A 1661-nucleotide genomic window follows, 5' to 3' on the forward strand; every position below is an offset into this window, starting at 1 on the left:
GATCTCGTTCAGCCTTTACCTGACGCACGACCCGATTGTGGTAACCATCGGGACGCTCCTGCCAGTCGACCTAGCGTGGTTGACTCCACTGGTCTGCATCCCTGTTTCTATTGCAGTCGCTTACATCTTCTTCCGGCTCGTTGAGCGCCCGGCTCACCTGCTGGCAAAGCGGGTCGCCTCCCGGCTGCAGTTCCGCCGCCGTCTCGCGATGGAATGATCAACCGCGCCTCATCAGGATCTTCAGCGCAAGGGCGTCTCGCGCGCTGAAGTCCTTCATGGTGCGCATGATCCCGGGCAGGAGAAGCGTGCGCTTCTCACCGATGGTCATCGCTGCGTTCACCTCGGCGAGCAGCTCGGTATCTCCAGCAACCTGACCCGTGGCCTCAGCCAGCGCTGCGTACGACTCTTGCCACTCGGGCTCGTTGCTTGCCCTTTCCGCCCATCCTTTGTCTGCCGTCACCTGGCCGGCGTGCCTTCTCAGTGCGGTCACTGGTGCTGCGAAACGGGAGATACGCGCACCTCGAGCTGCAGCACGCAGCCAGAGATCGTAGTCTTCAGCAAGGCATTCTCGATAGCCCCCGATCTCCAAGAGGAGGTCTCGGCGTGCCATCATCGTCGAATGTGCGACGGGATTGTCGATCAGCAGTGCCGAAGGAAAAGCGTCGGGTCCGATGGTGAGCGGGGGCGATGGGTAGGGGACCTTGACACGCTCGCCGAAGTGGAGCACTCCGCCGAAGATGAGGTCGAAACGGCGGTTGAACCGGCTCAGCTGGGACTTGAATCTTCCCGGTAGAACGATGTCGTCGGCGTCCATTCTTGCCACGAACTCGCCCCGAGCGTCCGCCAGCAATACGTTCAGAGCGCCTGCTACCCCTGAGGGGGTTGGCGAGCGGAGTACCTTTACCCGCCCGTCTTCCATCTCGCTCGCGATTGCCGCCGTATGATCGCTGCTCGCGTCGTCAAGGACGAGGACCTCGGCGTCCTTCGGAAGCGCGCGGAGCGTCGATCCGAGGCTCGCCCTGATGGTCTTGGCGGCATTCCGGGCGGGCATGAGGACGGACAAGCGCATCGATGGCTTCCAGGTGCTGCTCAGGCGTGCTGCGGGCGGGCTCGGTGTGATGGTAGTGGAGTTCCTGGTGAGGCCACGGCGATTCGTCTGACCGTCGAGGGCACGGCGGTCCGTCTGACTGTGGAGGCCACGATCGGGAATCGATGCTCGTGACCCTGCCTGGTCACGCTCGCACAGCGGCGACCTGCTCTGTCGTGCCATCACCCGCTCGTTCGCGCAGGGATCGTTCAATTTGCGAACCGATCGGCAAATGATGCTGTGCATCCTTGAAGTATCAGCACGCTTCGGACACTCTTCATGTGTGAGTAACCCGGTTGCGACGCTGCGCCAGCAGACTTTCTCGAGCCTGTCTCAGCTGCATTCGGGTGTTGCGGAAGTCACGCTGACCGACTTTCCGGACCATGCCAACATCGGAGACTCCGCGATCGTGCTGGGCCAGCGCAGTTTCTGGGTCCAGGCTGGAATCGTGCTGACGAGGGTCAGCAGCCGTTCGACGCTGGATCGAGCGACTCTGCAGACAAGGACACCGGTCGCCATCCATGGCGGGGGAAACATCGGCGGGCTCTACCCCGACGCCGATCTTCATCGGTAC

The 1661-nt window shown here is 62.4% G+C and carries 2 protein-coding genes and 1 pseudogene; 2 read left to right on the plus strand and 1 reads right to left on the minus strand.

The genetic code is table 11. The annotated features are described in order from the left end of the window. Nucleotides 1-217: pseudogene (locus tag BACI9J_RS24575) on the plus strand (acyltransferase family protein); the annotation flags it as partial. On the opposite strand, the gene BACI9J_RS24065 reads toward BACI9J_RS24575, so the two are convergent. Then, nucleotides 218-1270 (minus strand): glycosyltransferase family 2 protein, encoded by a 1053-nt coding sequence (locus BACI9J_RS24065; RefSeq protein ID WP_159736810.1) that lies wholly within the window; start codon nt 1268-1270, stop codon nt 218-220. A gap of 100 nt (nt 1271-1370) precedes the next feature. Between BACI9J_RS24065 and BACI9J_RS24070 the strand changes: the two genes are divergently transcribed. Beyond that, nucleotides 1371-1661, plus strand: a 291-nt coding sequence (locus BACI9J_RS24070; protein WP_201296742.1) for a hypothetical protein, incomplete at its 3' end; no start/stop codon positions are given.

Origin of the sequence: Arthrobacter sp. 9V, assembly GCF_902506065.1 — a bacterium.
GTDB lineage: Bacteria > Actinomycetota > Actinomycetes > Actinomycetales > Micrococcaceae > Arthrobacter.

Coding starts and splice junctions, on each gene's coding strand:
- BACI9J_RS24065 (WP_159736810.1), bottom strand. CDS start 1,270: ATGGCACGACAGAGCAGGTCGCCGCTGTGCGAGCGTGACCAGGCAGGG.